General features: G+C 43.5%; 21 protein-coding genes and 1 riboswitch. Of the genes, 4 read left to right on the forward strand and 17 right to left on the reverse strand.

All coding sequences use genetic code 11. The features are described from left to right. Positions 1 to 243: 243 nt before the first annotated feature. Complete coding sequence (locus MKY98_RS13745; protein ID WP_069011749.1) at positions 244 to 1,416, reverse strand: M20 metallopeptidase family protein; 1,173 nt, start codon at positions 1,414 to 1,416, stop codon at positions 244 to 246. Between the two features lie 169 nt (positions 1,417 to 1,585). Further along, positions 1,586 to 2,095: a GNAT family N-acetyltransferase gene (locus MKY98_RS13750; RefSeq protein ID WP_029517475.1), complete on the reverse strand. Its 510-nt coding sequence runs from the start codon at positions 2,093 to 2,095 to the stop codon at positions 1,586 to 1,588. A gap of 116 nt (positions 2,096 to 2,211) precedes the next feature. On the opposite strand from MKY98_RS13750, the gene xerS reads away from it, so the two are divergent. Next, entirely contained in the window at positions 2,212 to 3,312 is a 1,101-nt protein-coding gene (xerS, locus tag MKY98_RS13755) for a tyrosine recombinase XerS (RefSeq protein ID WP_029517474.1), read from the forward strand. Positions 3,313 to 3,316: 4 nt separating this feature from the next. On the opposite strand, the gene mobB is transcribed toward xerS, so the two are convergent. The 3 genes from mobB to MKY98_RS13770 form a co-directional block, all read right to left on the reverse strand. Then, the gene (gene mobB / locus MKY98_RS13760; protein ID WP_029517473.1) at positions 3,317 to 3,865 is read right to left on the reverse strand and encodes a molybdopterin-guanine dinucleotide biosynthesis protein B; all 549 of its coding nucleotides are present in this window, start codon (positions 3,863 to 3,865) and stop codon (positions 3,317 to 3,319) included. Beyond that, on the reverse strand, positions 3,862 to 5,139 hold the full coding sequence (locus MKY98_RS13765; RefSeq protein ID WP_029517472.1) for a molybdopterin molybdotransferase MoeA: 1,278 nt from the start codon (positions 5,137 to 5,139) through the stop codon (positions 3,862 to 3,864). The genes mobB and MKY98_RS13765 overlap by 4 nt, the downstream gene beginning before the upstream one ends. Positions 5,140 to 5,334: 195 nt before the next feature. Further along, the gene (locus tag MKY98_RS13770) at positions 5,335 to 5,574 is read right to left on the reverse strand and encodes a helix-turn-helix domain-containing protein (RefSeq protein WP_029517471.1); all 240 of its coding nucleotides are present in this window, start codon (positions 5,572 to 5,574) and stop codon (positions 5,335 to 5,337) included. Between the two features lie 88 nt (positions 5,575 to 5,662). Between MKY98_RS13770 and MKY98_RS13775 the strand changes: the two genes are divergently transcribed. Next, positions 5,663 to 5,878: a helix-turn-helix transcriptional regulator gene (locus tag MKY98_RS13775; RefSeq protein ID WP_016820733.1), complete on the forward strand. Its 216-nt coding sequence runs from the start codon at positions 5,663 to 5,665 to the stop codon at positions 5,876 to 5,878. A gap of 269 nt (positions 5,879 to 6,147) precedes the next feature. Here MKY98_RS13775 and MKY98_RS13780 read toward each other — a convergent pair whose 3' ends face one another. The 4 genes from MKY98_RS13780 to MKY98_RS13795 are packed head-to-tail and all read right to left on the reverse strand — an operon-like array spanning position 6,148 to position 8,204. Beyond that, the gene (locus MKY98_RS13780) at positions 6,148 to 6,882 is read right to left on the reverse strand and encodes a hypothetical protein (RefSeq protein ID WP_069011746.1); all 735 of its coding nucleotides are present in this window, start codon (positions 6,880 to 6,882) and stop codon (positions 6,148 to 6,150) included. A 5-nt stretch (positions 6,883 to 6,887) separates the two neighbouring features. After that, complete coding sequence (locus MKY98_RS13785; RefSeq protein ID WP_256026089.1) at positions 6,888 to 7,019, reverse strand: hypothetical protein; 132 nt, start codon at positions 7,017 to 7,019, stop codon at positions 6,888 to 6,890. Continuing rightward, on the reverse strand, positions 6,992 to 7,540 hold the full coding sequence (locus MKY98_RS13790; protein ID WP_069011745.1) for an accessory gene regulator ArgB-like protein: 549 nt from the start codon (positions 7,538 to 7,540) through the stop codon (positions 6,992 to 6,994). Before MKY98_RS13790 ends, MKY98_RS13785 begins: the two co-directional genes overlap by 28 nt. Then, on the reverse strand, positions 7,491 to 8,204 hold the full coding sequence (locus MKY98_RS13795; RefSeq protein ID WP_069011744.1) for a hypothetical protein: 714 nt from the start codon (positions 8,202 to 8,204) through the stop codon (positions 7,491 to 7,493). Before MKY98_RS13795 ends, MKY98_RS13790 begins: the two co-directional genes overlap by 50 nt. 266 nt (positions 8,205 to 8,470) lie before the next feature. On the opposite strand from MKY98_RS13795, the gene MKY98_RS13800 reads away from it, so the two are divergent. After that, complete coding sequence (locus tag MKY98_RS13800; protein WP_029517467.1) at positions 8,471 to 8,698, forward strand: helix-turn-helix transcriptional regulator; 228 nt, start codon at positions 8,471 to 8,473, stop codon at positions 8,696 to 8,698. Positions 8,699 to 8,837: 139 nt separating this feature from the next. On the opposite strand, the gene MKY98_RS13805 is transcribed toward MKY98_RS13800, so the two are convergent. From MKY98_RS13805 to MKY98_RS13825, 5 genes are all read right to left on the reverse strand, one after another. Then, the gene (locus MKY98_RS13805; RefSeq protein WP_029517466.1) at positions 8,838 to 9,593 is read right to left on the reverse strand and encodes a DUF4247 domain-containing protein; all 756 of its coding nucleotides are present in this window, start codon (positions 9,591 to 9,593) and stop codon (positions 8,838 to 8,840) included. Positions 9,594 to 9,606: 13 nt separating this feature from the next. Next, on the reverse strand, positions 9,607 to 10,113 hold the full coding sequence (locus MKY98_RS13810) for a DUF4178 domain-containing protein (protein WP_029517465.1): 507 nt from the start codon (positions 10,111 to 10,113) through the stop codon (positions 9,607 to 9,609). A 24-nt stretch (positions 10,114 to 10,137) separates the two neighbouring features. After that, positions 10,138 to 10,545, reverse strand: coding sequence for a DUF350 domain-containing protein (locus MKY98_RS13815; RefSeq protein WP_013310484.1), 408 nt, complete (start codon positions 10,543 to 10,545; stop codon positions 10,138 to 10,140). Positions 10,546 to 10,676: 131 nt separating this feature from the next. Beyond that, entirely contained in the window at positions 10,677 to 11,345 is a 669-nt protein-coding gene (locus MKY98_RS13820; protein WP_069011742.1) for a PspA/IM30 family protein, read from the reverse strand. A gap of 88 nt (positions 11,346 to 11,433) precedes the next feature. Next, positions 11,434 to 12,456, reverse strand: coding sequence for an NADH:flavin oxidoreductase/NADH oxidase (locus MKY98_RS13825; protein ID WP_029517464.1), 1,023 nt, complete (start codon positions 12,454 to 12,456; stop codon positions 11,434 to 11,436). Positions 12,457 to 12,761: 305 nt separating this feature from the next. On the opposite strand from MKY98_RS13825, the gene MKY98_RS13830 reads away from it, so the two are divergent. Then, a complete protein-coding gene (locus MKY98_RS13830) occupies positions 12,762 to 13,568 on the forward strand; it encodes a polysaccharide deacetylase family protein (protein WP_069011741.1) in 807 nt (268 codons plus the stop codon). A 193-nt stretch (positions 13,569 to 13,761) separates the two neighbouring features. On the opposite strand, the gene MKY98_RS13835 is transcribed toward MKY98_RS13830, so the two are convergent. The 3 genes from MKY98_RS13835 to MKY98_RS13845 all read right to left on the reverse strand — a co-directional run bounded on the left by MKY98_RS13835 (position 13,762) and on the right by MKY98_RS13845 (position 17,008). Then, positions 13,762 to 14,430, reverse strand: coding sequence for a 3D domain-containing protein (locus tag MKY98_RS13835; RefSeq protein WP_029517462.1), 669 nt, complete (start codon positions 14,428 to 14,430; stop codon positions 13,762 to 13,764). Between the two features lie 6 nt (positions 14,431 to 14,436). Next, positions 14,437 to 14,605: riboswitch (cyclic di-AMP (ydaO/yuaA leader) on the reverse strand. Between the two features lie 230 nt (positions 14,606 to 14,835). Then, positions 14,836 to 15,558: an amino acid ABC transporter ATP-binding protein gene (locus tag MKY98_RS13840; protein ID WP_029517461.1), complete on the reverse strand. Its 723-nt coding sequence runs from the start codon at positions 15,556 to 15,558 to the stop codon at positions 14,836 to 14,838. Beyond that, the gene (locus tag MKY98_RS13845; RefSeq protein WP_069011740.1) at positions 15,545 to 17,008 is read right to left on the reverse strand and encodes an ABC transporter substrate-binding protein/permease; all 1,464 of its coding nucleotides are present in this window, start codon (positions 17,006 to 17,008) and stop codon (positions 15,545 to 15,547) included. The genes MKY98_RS13840 and MKY98_RS13845 overlap by 14 nt, the downstream gene beginning before the upstream one ends. Between the last annotated feature and the right edge of the window lie 80 nt (positions 17,009 to 17,088).

Genomic DNA, 17,088 nt, shown 5'->3' on the forward strand with positions numbered 1-17,088 from the left:
AATCAAGATCATGCGATATTATCTCCTGCTCCGCAGCTTATAGTATGAGGTTTAGACTTCCTTCAGAGTTAACACCTTTTATTTATTTCTATTATGAATTTTTCACATAGTGAATTAATTACTTTATTTTCATTCTTTATGGGTGTCAAAATACTTGGATTTACAACAAAAAAACCGCGCTATGCGCGGTTCCAGCTTCCGTTACTTCCGTTAATACTGGCTTTAGTCATAAACAAATGCATATTATTGCAAGTATTCAAGCGCCAGAGCTAAAAAAATATGCCCTGAGACGAGCAATGCCCGCTCATCAAAATCAAAGTGAGGATGGTGATGAGCAAAATGCGTTCGTTCATCCTCATTACGGGCACCTACATGAATGAAGGCTCCCGGTCGTTGCTCCAAATAATAGGCAAAATCCTCTGCTCCCATGACCGGCTTCAAATCCAAAAAAGCGTCTGCTCCATACAGTCTGCCGATGAGCTCGCGTACACGCTCCGTTTCGGCTTCGGCATTCACCAAAGAAGGATAGCCATTCAAATAGTCCATTTCGTATCCGGCATGATAAGCCTCAGTCAACCCCTTGACGATACTGCGAATTTCATTCTCGACTTCCTTACGCACTTCCTTATTAAACGTACGTACAGTCCCTTCAATTTTGGCCTTATCTGCAATCACATTAAAGGCAGTTCCAGCTTGAAATACCCCAATTGTTAACACTGCTGATTCAATAGGGTCCACCCTGCGACTAACCACCTGCTGCAACCCGTTCACAATTTGACTGCCGATAACAATAGAGTCTACCGTCTGGTGCGGTCGTGCGCCATGCCCGCCTTTACCGTTGATCTGGATCGTAAACGCGTCGACAGCCGCCATCGCAGGCCCACTCTTTAATCCAATTTTACCAAAAGGAATTTCAGACGCGAGGTGAATACCGTATACCGCCTCTACCCCTTCCAGACAGCCATCCTCAATCATAAACTTGGCTCCGCCAGGCGGTTTTTCTTCTGCATGTTGAAAAATAAACACAAGCTTTCCCTTCAGCGCCTCACGGTTATGGCTCAACACGCGTGCCACTCCAAGTAATGCAGCCGTGTGACCATCATGCCCGCAGGCATGCATAACACCCGGAACGGTCGATTTATAAGGCACTTCCTTTTCATCCTGAATAGGAAGTGCATCAAAATCAGCACGAAATGCAATCGTTCTACCTGGCTGACCGCCTTCTAAAAACCCGAGCACACCGTTTCCACCCACATTCGTTCTTACCTCAATACCAAAAGAGCGCAATTGATCGGCGATAAAAGCAGATGTATTCGTTTCTTCAAAAGAAAGCTCGGGATGCTGATGTAGATGTCTTCTCCACGCAATCAGCTCTTGTTCACCATCTTTTAATTCCTGAACCCATTTTTCTAGCATAATACCCTCTTTTCCTATTGAATTTATATGCTTCTATCCTTATCTTACCATGAACAGCCTGTAGAATGTAGCTCTCTTATCATAGAAGACTTGAATTTACAACAAAAAAGAGCCGATAGGATACTCTCCCCAACTCTTTTTCATTACTAACTTATCTATTTAGAATTTTTCAGGTATTGAAAAACTGACTAATGTTTCCTCTTACGGGATGTGTCTGTTCCCTGTACTCACCTTTCGTATAGCTTCCAATCACCTTACGCCAAAAGGATTGTGCCGGCCTATTCGTACTCATCTGGGTCACCTTCCAGCGTCCGTTAAAACGTCCAAACAGCTCATGAGCCGCCCAAGTCCCAACCCCATTATGCCGATAAGGACGAAGTACAAAGAACTCAGCCATGTAGTAGTCAGCTTCTCGATTGCTGGACATTCGGTCAACGAGTGCAAAGCCCACAGGAACATCCTGTCTCCAAATCAGAAAAGGCAACTTCTGTTCGCCGCTCGTCCAATATTGATACAAGTCTGGATAAGCCGGGAATGTCCCCTTCTCAGTGACATCAATTCGCAGATAGGCTGTAAAATCGTATAAATAAAATTGCATGAGCTGTACAATAATGTCCTTTTGCGACTCCGGTACACTCTTAATAGACAGCTTCAGTTCCGATTTGATATTATACCCCATACTTTCACCTCTCTTGGCGGTTCAATCCGTTCTTTAACTTCGAATTACATCCCATCCAGTGCTGTTCAAAATATGCTAAAATACATATATATTATGACCGGACGAGGTGGAACCCAATGAATATACAAAAGATCATCGACCGGCGCAAACTAGATGAAAAAATGCCGGGATTACCATGGTACGTGCAGCAATTTATGGATTATAAGCTGCCCGACCTGTCCCCTTCCACACTACTAGAATATGTGCGGGATTACGAAGCTTTCTTTTCATGGCTTCGCTCGGAAGGCTTGTCTGCCGGAGAAACGAATGCCCAAGTTACACTTGAAGAGTTGGAGACACTTCACATGGACAGTATTACAGGCTTTCGATTATTTCTGTCTACTAAGCTCGAAGGCTCCAACTCCCGTATAACCATTTCACGTAAGCTGTCGTCTCTGCGTTCGCTTTTTCATTATTTAAGTCAGATCGCTGAGGATGAAAATTTTTATCCATTGCTCAAACGCAACATTATGGCCAAGGTCGAAATCAAGCGTATACATAAACCCAAGGATACGGCGGCCAAGCTTAAAGGTAAAATACTGGAAGAGGAAGAATTGCTTGAATTCATCGGTTATATTTATGAAGGCTATGGTCAGGATTTGGCCGATAATAAGCAGGCGCTATACTCCTATGAACTAAATAAGGAACGGGATGCCTGCATCGCCAGCCTCATTTTGAACTCAGGCCTGCGCGTATCTGAAATCGTCAATCTGAATCTGGATGATTTAGACATAAACAATAAATTATTATATGTGTATCGCAAAGGCAATAACGACGAAACCTTTAAAACGCCGGTGTATTTCCGCGAGCAATCCAAAGATGATCTCGTACTTTATTTGTCCCTGAGACATACCCGTTACCGCGCTCCAAAAAAAGAAAAGGCTCTCTTTGTCACACGTCCTAACGGGAGTACAGAAGGCAAACGGATGACCAAAAGAGCGATTCAGGCAATGATCATAAAGTACGCCAAGCGTTTCGGTAAGCCTTACCTTACCGTGCATAAGCTTCGTCATTCCTTTGCTACTGATTATTATTTACAAAATGATATTTACAAAACAAAGGAACAACTGGGGCACGCTTCGACAGAAACAACAGAAGTGTATGCCCACCTGACTGACAAAACCATGTCCCAGGCGATCGAACGGCGGGTAGAGACTCTAAGCGACTCAGCCGATTGATGTCTCACCCCTGCTTATTCCTCATTCCTTCTATCTGCTTTTGAATCTGTTCGAGTAGCCAGCGGCCTGCGGGTCCGTTGGCCTCAGCAGGAAATATTTGTATCATTTCATCTGAGTAGTGATGTTGAGCCCAATCCATTTGATGCTCCCAAACCGCTACCCCCTGTACATTTGTCAGCTTATCGGTAAGCTGAGCATCCGATTGTTCCTTAACCATGACCAGCTTCGGATAATCCTCCTGCTTGAAGCCTTCCAGCAACACACAATCATAGGCCTGAAAATGCCGTATCAGACTGGTGACAGGCTGACTATTCTCCTCTAAAATAGCTGTTCTTCCAGCCGAAACAATAGCTACGCCTTCAGCACCCGCCTGTCGGTGCTTATACGTATCAGTACCCTCATGATCCATTTCAAATTCATGTCCATCATGCTTGATCACTGCTACGCGTAGACCTGACTTCTGCACATAACGAATTAACCCTCCGAGAAAGGTCGTTTTCCCCGTATTTTTGAATCCGACGATTTGACATACAAATGGATGTTTCGTATTCACGTTACCTGTCCACCTTGTAATACCAGTACTCGCACCTCTTCACCTTTGCGTAATCCTTCTGTTGTAGGAGGAATCACGATCAGACAGTCGCTGTCCTTAATGGTCACCATGACACTAGATTCATCTGCTCGCGCAGGAATCGCGTATACTTGTCCACCACGTATCTCCAAAGAGCTGCGTACAAAGCGTGTATAGTTGTTTACCTTCGTATAATCTGCGCCTAACTTCGCCGTCCAGGTTTGTAAATATGGATGTGCCGAAGATAACATCATTTGGATCGTCGGCCGTACAAACAGCTCACAGCCTACAAAGCACGCACCGGGGTTGCCTGAAAGCGCAAATAACAGCTTGCCGTCAATCACTGCGGCTGTGGTCACACTTCCTGGACGCATCGTAACTTTGTTGAACAGCATATTCACATCTTCCTGTCGTACCAGGTCACCCATAATATCAAAATCCCCCACCGATACTCCTCCACTCGTGACCACGATATCATAGGCAGCTATGGCTTCACGTACAGAGGTACGGGCAAGACTCAAATCATCATGAATGGCTTGTAAAATGAACGGCTCTCCTCCTGCCTCTCTGATTTGAGAAGCCAGCATATATGTATTACTGTTTCGAATTTTTCCCGGTTGTAACGGCTCATCCACTGCGAGCAATTCTGACCCTGTGGAAAAGACAGCCACCCTTGGCTTCCTGTAAACAGGCACCCGATGTACACCAAAAGTAGCCAGTACTGAGACATGCCCCGCTCCCACGCAAGTTCCCTTACTGAGCAAAAGCTGACCTTCCTTAATCTCATGACCAATTTGTGTCACATTTTTGCCAACTTCCATACGCTTCTTTAAGCCAACATATGTCTGTCCATTTTCCTCACGCAGCTGTGTCGCCTCCAGCATAACCACCGTGTCCGCTCCTTCAGGTAGTTGTGCTCCTGTCATGATGCGGGCTGCCATTCCCGTCTCCACCCGCTTGTCCGATACAGTGCCACAAGGAATTTCATCAATCACGTGTAGCCAGATTTCCTGACCGGTCGAACAGACTTCAGTGTCCGAGGCAAGGATCGCATAGCCGTCCATACCAGAACGACGAAAGCGGGGATACGGATGTGGCGCAGTCAAATCCATCGCCAGATAGCGACCATGTGCTTGCTCAAGCCCTACGTCCTCCCTTTCACCCTGTTTAACATGACTAGCTATCCTGCTTTGTGCCTCTTCCACCTGAACTGCTTTACGCTGGAATTTTTCTGCGTTTAATGATGTATGATTCATATTCTCACTCCGTTCTTCTTAAATGCCCTCTTTCTGTTATAACGCTAAAACCGTTATCTGGCAAATCCAAACGGTATTTATTGAATTGCTCCAAGTCTTTATCCGCCAAAAAACAGCCTGGATATCATATCGCGGCTGTTTTTGGTAGATTTCAGTTTTTAATTTTGCGTATCATCCGGTCATTTCTCTATTTTATTAGTTTATATTAATTTTTCCGAAATAGATTGAATCTATTGAAACCTCATATAACGAGGACATTTGCTGTGCTCGAGCTATTGTTAAATCGGATGAATCTTCCTCTATATGTTTTAATTCATTCATTGACATACCAAGTATATTGCAAGCTATTAACTCACTATATCCTGAAGCGAGTCGTGCCATCTTTATTGTATAAAAGCTAGTGCAAGTTACATTTTCATTTTTATCTGCAACCATCCAATCAACTCCACAATATAATTGATAAAAAAGTAATTTACCTGTATACTCTGAACGAAACACTTTTCCCCTGTTAGGAGCAAGTAAGGTGCAAAAACTTACTCGGGGGAAATGCCTTTTGAAAGAGGAACTCAAATCTCATGGACGCACTCAATCATGGCTCGCCCGACGAACTGGATATTCGCGGCAACAAATATCCAACTGGATCGCGGGACGTGACAAAATGTCATTCGAGGCGGCAGTCCTCATTTCTAGGATATTGGAGTGTAAAGCTGAGGACTTATATGAGTGGGAACTTGCCTGACAAACAGGCATTTCCTTCGGGGCATTTGTACATGCCGGCATTTACAATATATATCCCGCTTTCACCCTCCTTTTCTTATATGTAGATTGTTTTCACCTTTATTTAAAAGATTGTTATTTTTTTCATAATCAATTTTATCACATGGAAAATGATTAAAAACGGGAAATATGTCGAATTAAATCGAACCCGTCCGGCTTATCCTAGTCTAACTGATTATTGACTTATTCATTTAAATCTGGTAACAAAAATGACCCCTGAATTTTCATGGGTCATTTCCACAGTTTTTTAAGCGCTTTAAGTTTATTATGAGACATCGAGCAAGTGAAGTCAGATCCTTCGAATCGTACCAGCCCTCCAAATGCGTTAGACTCAATTTCACAAACCAAGTCGAGATTTATCAGGGTATCTTTATAAGCTGGATATAGATACGGAAAAGCTTCCCTGCAAGCCTGTGCGGTTAGCCCGATTGTATAAGAACGATCTCCAGAGTTGAAACGCGGGACATAATAATTTTTTTTAGGTTCCCACATATCCACACTGTGCATATTCATTACCTTAAAAAAACCGCTCACTGCTGCCTTACCCACTACCTTAATTTCCGATCCGAAAATATAACGAATTTCTCTATCGGCATTCATTGCATCTGCATATATTTGTCTCCATCGAGATAAATTTGCTGAATTTATACTTTCTTTAATGTCTTGATTTTTAAAAACAACCTGCCCCCCTCCATAATCTCCCGTAATGATCTTGTCCACTTGTGTGATGTTAACCAAATTAGATCCGTCCAAATTGCAAAAAGTGGGTAAGCCTACGGAACATTCATGGAGGGTGGTGGGAACTGTAAATCTTCCATGAGAAGTATGAAAAAGCGGAATGTGATAATTGCTTTTAGGCTTCCACAATTCAATCGCAACTAGGTGATTCTCACAAAAAAAAGAGCAATCTCCAAGTGAATTGTCATCAAGCAATGGAGTGGCTAGGATTCGCTTTCCCTCTTCCATTAAATTCAGTTCTTTTCTGTTTTCTTCAGCTCAGCTGGTACAGGTTTAGCGCCAAAAATTGTTTTTTCTTTTTTCGTAGACTCGTTAGCGTATTTACCAAGGCTTATACTTAAAGCTCTCGCCAATTTCTTATCCATTTTCGCTCACCTCCTTTCCATAAAGGAAGAATACTGAATGCTTGTATAATTAAAGCTAAACATATTATGTGAGATTGTATAAAAAAATTTAATATGCAAACCAAAATACATATCGTTTTATAATATTTGTGATGTTTGGTCTTATTAATATAGATAAAATGATTGGGAGCATATAGTACAATCACTAATAATGAACAAGCGTTAATTATCAAAATCGTTGCTAAACTTAAAGAGACAAAAGGTATAGTTACACATATGGCCGTTGTAAAGAAGACACAAAGTGTAAGGTTGCTGAAGTGTACCCCTCCTGAAAATCTCCTTACAAACATGATCGTAGCCAGAGCTAGTAATGCCCCCCAAAAATGTCCTGTTATCCATCCTATAACTGCGACCATGAGCACTGCTGAAATTTCGGTAATTTTTATACCAATCGCATACTCCATCACTTCAACACTTGTGGGTCCATCAGGATCAGCTTTCTTTATTTCTGATGCGATGTGCCTCGATAGCGTTTCTAGCATCCTCGTAATCTCCTTTCTCTGATAAGAAGTACGATATTCCAAAAGTTAGTAATGAGATGGAAAGTAATCCTATCGTATTGGAGTTATAGAGCATATACAAAGTAACAAAAATAGTGACAAATGATATTAGGGACCCTATAATGAACATTTTATTTAGAGATGCTAGGTAATTTTCACCTTTCAAAAAATCATGTGGGGGTTGAATGATAAATGAGAATCCAAAGTTATATTTACCCATCACAAAAGAAATAAAGTACGCAGTAAGGATGGAAGACAACTGTATAACGTATATAGAAGAGCCAGCTGTATCACTTATAACACCTGGCTGTGCTACTCCGAAAAAGTTTGCAAATATATATACAAATAGCTGTAGGTTAATGTAAGCTGTAAGACCGGAACCAGCAGAAAAAGCCGCAAGATATGTTTTGATCCCTAAACCAAATCTTAAAAAGAGAACCATTAACAAATACTGAAGCGGAAAATCTAATTTAGGCATGCCTATTACTTCTCTCATGAGAAAGGAAAACAAAGTTATGCCAATTGCATAGAGAAGTATTTTTCTTCGATTTTCCCACACGGGGAGCATATAAATCTTCAAGACCAAAGTAACTGCCGCTAAAGCATCGAAAAAACCAAGTATAATATATAAAAAAGCAGATAACACAGTTACACCATCCTCCTATTTCGCCTGATGTAATTGTATATTTTACTAATAGATGTGGCAATGAAATAATCTAGTAAATTGGATTTTTTTGTATAAATATGAGGTGGAATTTTCTTCCCCTGGCTTTCTTCTTCAAACTCGACACCCATTTATACTAACAAAAAAAGTCACCCCAAGTGAGCGACGTTGCTTTTGCTAATGTATTATGTTGGTTTTTTTTCGATATCAAGGTTATAATCTACTTAATTTGGGGTGGAGGGATTATAGTGGCTTTAAGTGACAATTTTAAAAAATTACGTATAAAATATCATTTGACTCAACAAGAACTTGCTGAGATCGCTGGGGTTACCAATAAAGCAATTTCAGCTTGGGAGAGCGGACTTTCTGAACCACGGATGGGTGCTATAGAAAAGATAGCTCGTCATTTCCATATCAAAAAAAGCAACATTATTGAAGACGATGGTATTGAACACATAAGCTCTGATCAAGTGTAGGTCAAAGTAGACGGCAATAAAATCGAAGCAAAGGAGCACCGTTCAATTCACTTTAGGTTATATCAAACTACAAAAAAGGAACTGTGCAACAGCTCCACAGTTCCGCAAACAACTTTAGAAGAAAATAAAATTTTACCCATTATCGTCGACTTCGTCGGCTGATTTTACCTGAACCGCTACGTGTTTTGGGCTTACTATAAGATTTACGCGGCGAATCAAATATGCTGGAACCGCCGCTGTCACTCCGGTCACGTGAAATCGAGCCTCTGCTCGGTGAACTGCTGGACCCTCTGTCGAACAAACTTCCGCTTGACCCAACGCTAGAATCCGAGTTCTTCCCTCTACGGGTAACCGAACCTTTCCGCTCCACCGTAATCGGCGGAATCGCCTTTTTCTCCTGCACTGTAGGAGCACGATATTGGCCCTGAGAAGGTCGGTATACATCTCTGCTGGAGTAGCCCCGATAGGAGCCTGAACCACGTAAGGAATCAAACAGAGCATCCAGCACAGTTGCGGTTAAGTATCCTTTTAAAAAGCTTGAACTGTAATTTTGTTCTACATACTTTTTACTGTCAATTTCAATGAGTGTATCTTCCTTCTTAGCTGGATCTTGCTGCAAATGGTACCACTCATCGCTATATACCAGAAACATCCGCTCATTGCTCTGCGGTGACATTTGTTCCGGTGTACGCTGTTCTTTCAATTCCTCCGCTACTTCCGGGACTGTCTTGCCAGCTGCCCGGTATACATACGAGGTTGAATTTCCGCTGCCACTAACCGATTCCAGCGGATACGTATCCTTTACACTTGGCGCGCCGCAACCGCTTAACACGGATACGAACAAGCTCAGCGCCACAAAGACCTTTAATGCATACTGCCAGGTGCGTTTGCTCATGTGTAACCCTCTCCTAGCTTGCCCGAATAACCTTGACGTCTCCGGTAATCACTTCTTCTCCTTCATAAAGCATAAAGCGACCGTCCTGCCACTCTACCCGCAACAAATGGTAATTATCAGACTGGTACTGCCAAACATGCTGCTCTCCACCCTGTCGGAAAGGAGCACGGCCCATGACGGTAACTTGCCCAGAATATTGCTCCTCCAAATGATACGTTGTATCATCCAGCTCTAAAATGGTCGGCACTTCCTCAGGGTTGTCAAGTCTGCCGTCGATGGCCTGATATAGTCCGAATTGCAGTGTTTCCCGTTCCTCTATATGAAGATAACTGATTTGATTACCATCCTGAAGTGTCAAAACAACGGCATTCCGGGCACGATTATGTACACGACCTACCACTTCATAGGTGACAAGCGAAACTTCACAGATATCACCTGGATTTAAGTGAAGCATGCTTTTCTCTGCTTTTGGCGGCTCCGGCTTAGCAAATAGATTTGAAATTCGTTTCCAAACACCCATGGTTATATTCCTGCCTTTCTTAGCCTAGAAGCATGCTGTAATGATCAAGGCGCCAACCAGATGCAGCGCTCCTGAAAACAGGCCGAAACCAATTTTACCTTCCTGTGTACCTTTATCCAGATCAAACTGGGCCCAGTACCGCAACAGCAGACGTACAATAACTTCCAAAACAAGCAGGATGACAAAAGCGATCACAGAATACACAAGCGCTTCGAGCAAATTATTAGCTGTAGCGATAGAGCCTGACAAAATATAGCCTTGTGCAACCAGCTTCATAATCATTCGTACCGTTACGGCCATATTTCCAGCTTTCACTTCGGCAAAATCCTTATACTTCGTGAATAAAGAGTCGACATACATTAATGCGAAGATCAAAATAGCTCCCGCACCAGTCCATACAAGCATTGCTTTCATCGTTTCTAAAAAATGCATTTCATACCATCCTCCACATCTTCTTGACCTTCATATAATGTTTTACGCCTGCGGGCAGGGAAAAGCGAAGGAGAAAACGTTTCTCCTTCGCTTCCTGAGCAATCAAACTTGGCGGCACTGCTTAAATGTTCTTATTTATTTTCGTATTGCTTCAACAAAGCGGCAAGCTCATCGTCCACGGCGCTTTTCTTATCCAGCTCTTTGAACTCCTCATCCAACGATTTTTCCTTAGAAGACATTTCGTTGCTCGCTTCGGCACGTGCTTCTGCTTGCAGCATTTTTTCCTCCATACGCTTCAATCCGGCAGTTGCCGTATCAGAGCTAAAACCGTTCATAGCTTTGTTAATTTCAGTTTGCGCTTTAGCTGCGTTATAACGGGCAACCAGTGTCTCGCGCTTGTTTTTCATTTCTGTCAGCTGTCTGCGCATTTCATCCAGCTTGCCACGCAGGTTATCGGCCGAAGCTTTGTTCTGTTCGTAACCAGCTTTGAACTCGTTCATTTTTTGTTCAGCAGATTTCTTTTCTTCCAGCGCGCGACGGGCCAGATCTACATTTTGTGCTTTTGCAGCGGTATGTGCCTGTTCTTCGCGTTTCTTTACCAAAGCAGCCTGTTCTTCGTATTGCTGTTTGAATCTCTTTTCAATAGCAATTTGAGCGGCTACCGCTTTCTCTGCATCTTCCAGGTCCTCTTGCATATCACGAATGTATTGGTCCGTCATTTTAACTGGATCTTCTGCCTTGTCAATAATGGCGTTAATGTTGGACATCGTAAGATCTCTTAATCGTTTGAAAATAGACATGTGAAGTTCCTCCTAGAGTTGAATGCTTAAATTTTAAGCTCTGTACACATGTTTACGCAAGCTTTGCAAAGAGGGTTTCAAAAATTATCTAAAAGCCGCGCAAGTAAGGCTCTGGGATGTCGGCCTGTACTTTTAGCTCCCGCGATGCATGCAACGCCCAATAGGGATCACGCAGCATGGCGCGGCCTATTGCTACCAGATCAGCTTCTTTTTGCTGAACAACCCGACGGGCGTCTTCATAATCATCCAGTAATCCAACAGCAATTACAGGTACATTCAGCTTTTCACGGACGGTATGAGCTAAATCCACCTGATAGCCAGCACGCGCAGACGGCCCTCCGCCAGAACCAATTGGACCCTCGCCACCAGAAGAGATATGGAAAATGTCCACACCTGCATCACGATATCGTTCCCCTACACCTGTTATGTATTCCACATTATATCCATCTTCGACGTATTCTTTGGCAGATATCCGCATAAGCACAGGCATATCAGCAGGAAGAACCTCTTTAACAGCATGTATGACCTCAACACCGAACAGTGACAGATCCTGGCCATATTCATCTTCTCTCGTATTTGTTAAAGGCGAATGAAATTGATGGATCAGATAGCCGTGAGCGCCATGTATCTCAACCGTATCAAAACCGGCTTCCACCGCGCGGCGCGCGCCTTCTTTGTATGCCTGAACCAGTTCCCTGACTTCTGCTGTCTTTAAGGCGTGCGGCTTTTTAAGGCGTTCGCTAAAAGGAATCGAAGAAGGACCCACAGGTTGCTCAGCATCTTCGGCCTTGCGTCCAGCGTGGCCTAGTTGAATGCCAATTTTGGCACCATACTTGTGAACTTCCTCTACAATCTTACGATATGCAGGAATATGTTCGTCACTCCAAATACCTAAATCACGATCCGTAATACGTCCATCAGGATGAACCGCTGTCATTTCCACAATAATAAGACCAGCACCTCCTACTGCTCGGCTCACATAATGGACATGATGCCAATCCGTCGGATTTCCATCCTCGGCCTCCACACTAAATTGGCACATCGGGGGCATAACAATCCGATTTTTTAAAGAAAGCCCCTTTAATTGATAAGGAGTAAACAAGTCGGTCACTTTTATCCTTCCTTCCTTCAATTCCATGTCTGTATAATTATGAATTGCAACCCCATTATACACCAGCTGTCACGGGATACCGAATCCGTTGTAAGGCTAAAACTTGCGAAAATGCTCTTGTTTTCGGTCATGTTTAAGAGAATATGTACGTTTAGCTCCATCATCTTCATTGATAATCATTTCATCGCGAACTTCTTTCCAGACGTTTATGAGCCTAACTTGGTAACCAGCATATTTTTAATAGGACAGGTACATAATAGTCGAGAGCACCACTAGGTACCACTGCACGAAAAGGGGGGATACATATGCCGTACAGGGGAGTGTTGCCATGCTTGGCACTGTTACTAGCATTTTCAAGTTTACCCGTTCACGCGGATGCGCCTCCCAAGATCGGAACGCCCCATCCCAAGGAAGCAGCTGTTGCTTCTTCTGTACATCTGAGTACAGATCGAGCTACTCCTACATTAGCAATGTTGCGTAAAAAACATGCGGACATTTTTAAAATGTGCGGCCCACACACCCGCCAAATTGCCTTAACCTTTGATGATGTGCCCGATTCTAGGTATACGCCGCAGGTTTTGGACGTATTACACGCCAACGGCATCAAAGCCACCTTTTTCATCGTCGGTCACCGTGCGGAAAAGCATCCGGGGATTATACGTCGTATTATCCGTGAAGGCCATGCTATAGGAAATCATTCCTATACTCATCCGGATTTTAGGAAGGCTACACCAGAACGCTTTCGCAACCAGATTACAAAAACAGAACGTATTTTACAAGCCAGCGCAGGTTTTCGCCCCAAGTTGATTCGTCCACCCTACGGTGAAATTACAGAGCCTCAAATAAAGTGGGCACGTCGTCATGGCTACATGATTGTCAACTGGAATGTAGACTCTCTCGACTGGAAGGGACTAAGTAAAACACAAATTCAGCGAAATGTGATTCCAGCTACAGGGCCTGGCTCTATTATTTTAATGCACGCTGGTGGAGGTCAAAGTTCCAACTTGCAAGGCACTATCCAAGCTTTGCCGGGTCTAATTCACTCTCTAAAAGCTAAGGGCTACAAATTTGTGACAGTCCCCCGGCTACTCCACACATCGGAACGAAAATAACAGTATGTTTATAATTGAGGTCCAAGCTAAAGCAACGTAAAAAGGCTGTCTTACCAGCAGAAGTATTCTGCTCGTCAAGACAGCCTTTTTACGGATAGGACCTGATAAGAGTCCGACCTAGATATATACGGATATAGGCGTTATGTTTACATAATATATATTATGTTTAATTAAACTGTATATACGTACAATGCTATTTATCAATAACGTACAGCTTCACATTTTGAAATCCAAAGTCGTTCACAAATGATTTGTTGCCTGGAATAAAGATATCAATCCGCTTTCCTGTAATGGCGCTGCCCTGATCGCGAGCGACAGCTACAAAAGAATGATCCGGCAAACCTGGATGGGAGTAGCCTGTAACCAGTACTTTCGTGCCCATCGGAATGACGTTAGGATCTACCGCAATTGTACCTAGTTTAAGCGGATTGCCGTAGTAGTCCACTGCGCCCCATTTACCATTCTCATCGGCTGCGGCAGAATACGCTGAAGCCTTAACGTCAACTATTTTGCTATAGTTGAATGTTTTACCCCAAGCTTCAATCGTTGGCGCCTCATTCGCTGCTGCTTTCTCCGTAAGAAGCTGCGGCTTCGATTCCGAAGCTGCCTTTACACTTTTTTCGCCAGGCACCTTAATTTGCAGACCTGCATATATATTGCTGGAGGCAATGTTTGGGTTAGCCTTTGTTAGCTCGTCTACCGATACTCCATAACGCTGAGCAAGCAAAAAGAAGGTATCGCCCTCTTTGGCAGTGTGAAGCGAGGCAGCATCCGCTATTCCAGCTGTCTGTGCCAACCCTGCAATAGCTGCGGCAAGCACCGCAATTTTCATCGTTTTACCAATATGTTTTAAATGTTTCAAAGATATGTACCTCCTCTTTTATGCCTGCGAAGTTAGCTGTCGGATTCGGACTCAGGAGAAGCCCTATGCTCGTGCAATTCACCCCTAGGCATATTCCTCATCGTCTTATGACGTATCGGAATGGCTGCCGTTGTTACGTCCCCCGCACTTCCCATAGTTTGGGCCAGCATTTCAGCGCTTGTCTAACCGCATGCTGTCCCGGTAAGTTTTGGCTTACTGCATAATATCACAATTTTGTAACCTTATCCGCATGAAAATGTTGGGAACCCTGAACATCATACTACACTCGTTACAATTTTGTCATCAAGAAATCTATATTTGTTACGAAAGTATGGGGAAATGGTGACAAAAAAAGAAAAGCCCTCCGTCAACGGAGAGCTCTTTTATGATTAGATCAGTACTTTCTTACAATACTTTGGCAAGAAAATCACGAGTGCGATCATGGCTTGGAGTGCCAAATACCTGGTCTGGTGCACCCTGCTCCACAATTTGACCGTTATCCATAAAGATAATTCGATCGCCTACCTCGCGGGCAAAGCCCATTTCATGCGTTACAATTACCATTGTCATACCGCCTTCGGCGAGCTTCTTCATTACATCCAGAACCTCTCCAACCATTTCAGGGTCCAATGCAGAAGTCGGCTCATCGAACAGCATTACGTGCGGCTGCATGGCCAAAGCACGCGCAATCGCAATACGTTGCTTCTGACCGCCGGATAGCTGGTTCGGATAGGTATTCTTCTTATCCTCGAGCCCCACGGTACGCAGGAGTTCTAATGCAATTTTTTCCGCTTCCTTACCTGACTGTTTTCTAACCTGCGTCGGTGCAAGCGTCAGGTTCTGCAACACTGTTTTGTGTGGGAACAGATTAAAATGCTGGAACACCATCCCCATTTTTTCCCGGGTTACATTAATATTATGACCACGAGCTGTAATCGGCTCGCCCTCAAATAAAATCTCCCCATCCGTCGGCTGTTCTAACAGATTCATACAACGCAAAAACGTACTCTTCCCCGAACCGCTGGGACCGATGATAACGACAACTTCTCCTTTGGCGATATCTATATCAATGCCTTTTAAAATCTCATTCTTGCCGAACGATTTACGCAATTGTTTAACGGTGATCACTGGCTCTCAACTTCCTTTCCCATAAACCAAGCAGCTTAGACAAGCTGAATGTCATTACAAAATAAATAGCGGCTGCGATTACGAACGGACTTAATCCTTCATAGGTGATATTCTTAATGACTTGGGCTTGGTACATAATATCCACCATCCCAATGGTCGAAATAATAGATGATTCTTTAATGATTGTAATAAACTCATTACCAATAGCAGGTAGTATAGATTTAAATGCTTGCGGTAAAATGACGTGACGCATTGCTTTGCTTCGCCCCATCCCGAGCGAACGGGCTGCTTCCATCTGTCCACGGTCTACAGCCTGAATACCCGCACGGAAAATTTCAGCCAAATATGCCGAGCTATTCAGAGACAATGTGATCACACCCGACTGGAGTGGGGTAAAATTGATACCCAGCGTCAAAGCAATTCCGTAGTGAATGATCATGAGCTGTACCAGCATAGGTGTACCGCGCAGGATCTCGACATATGTGGTACCTAACCACTCAATGATACGTATACCACTCATTCGCAGCAAGGATATGATCAGACCAATAATGAATCCAAACAATACTCCGAGTGCAGACAACAACAGAGTGTAGCCAATACCCGTAGCGTAAAGACTACGGTATTTCATAAATATATCTACAATGCTATTCGAAGAAACCTGTCTGTCGGCAGACAGTGCACTCGCTTCTGTAGAAAACTTCTCAATCGCCCCCTCCGCTTTCAGGCGAGCCAACGTTTTATTTACAGAGGCAAGCAATTCAGTATTTCCTTTACGGATACCTACGGCAGTTTCTGCACCTTCATCTTCAGGTACTGCCTTGGCAAGTGTCACGGTACCGTCTAGTGTGTATCCTTTAGCCACGGTATCTTCGATTACAACTGCGTTGATACGCTTGGTCCGAAGCTGGAGTACCAGATCGGATATTTTATCCAATGAGGTAACCGAAGCATTAGGCACTTTTTGTGCAATTTCTTCCTGAATACTCCCTTTCTGTGCACCGAGCTTCTCTCCTTTCAGAGTAGCCATCGTTGAATATTTGTCCTTATCCTCCGGGCGTACCATAATGACTTGTTTGGAGTGATAGTACACATCCGAAAAATCAATGCTCTTTCTGCGCTCATCCGTCGGTGTCATACCGGACAGTACCAAGTCTACACGACCACTTTGCAGAGCAGGCAGCAAGGAATCAAAGCTCATGTCCTCTGGGACCATCTCTGCGTTCAGATCCTTGGCGATTTCCTTGGCAATCTCCACATCGAACCCAACAATGGTTTTCTTACCATTAATGACTCTATAAAACTCATACGGCGGAAAGTCGGCACTCATGCCCACTACAAGTTTTTTCTGTGGTTTTGCTTCCGTTCCGTATGCATTGAGCATGGGAAGACCCGTCAACAGCAAGATAACCGCCGTCAAAACCAGGGCGGTAAAACGATATGCCTTTTTCAATCTTTTTTTCTCTCCTTAAATTCTTTATAATAAATAAGATTGTGTCATTATAAATGAATATGCATGATTATGCAATGAAT

Source organism: Paenibacillus sp. FSL M8-0228 (genome assembly GCF_038007385.1).
Lineage (GTDB): Bacteria > Bacillota > Bacilli > Paenibacillales > Paenibacillaceae > Paenibacillus > Paenibacillus polymyxa_D.